The organism is Burkholderia sp. SIMBA_062, assembly GCF_046534765.1.
Taxonomy (GTDB): domain Bacteria; phylum Pseudomonadota; class Gammaproteobacteria; order Burkholderiales; family Burkholderiaceae; genus Burkholderia; species Burkholderia ambifaria.
On record NZ_JAWRYD010000347.1, the window covers coordinates 1 to 263 of the forward strand.

Sequence of the window (263 nt, forward strand, 5' to 3'; positions counted from 1 at the left end):
GTTTAGAGACTGATGCAATATTAAATGCTGTAGAATCTGTCACAGGAATCCGGTTTTCAAGATTTGCCAGTCCGTATATTTTCTTTTCAATGACTTTTCCGTCTCTTATAATCCCTACAGCCATCCCTGGAGCATCTGCCTGAGAATAATTGTTAATGATGGAGTCTGCTTTCCGAAGTTCATCTTTTTGATTGGATTGTCCAAAACAAATTTCAATGGATAGAACAGAAAACAAGAGTAGAATAATGGTTTTAATTAATGAC

1 protein-coding gene is annotated in these 263 nt (G+C 35.7%); it reads right to left on the reverse strand.

The window, feature by feature from the left end:
- Nucleotides 1-263: serine hydrolase (locus SB786_RS36635; protein WP_410731639.1), on the reverse strand; the 263-nt coding region annotated here is incomplete at both ends.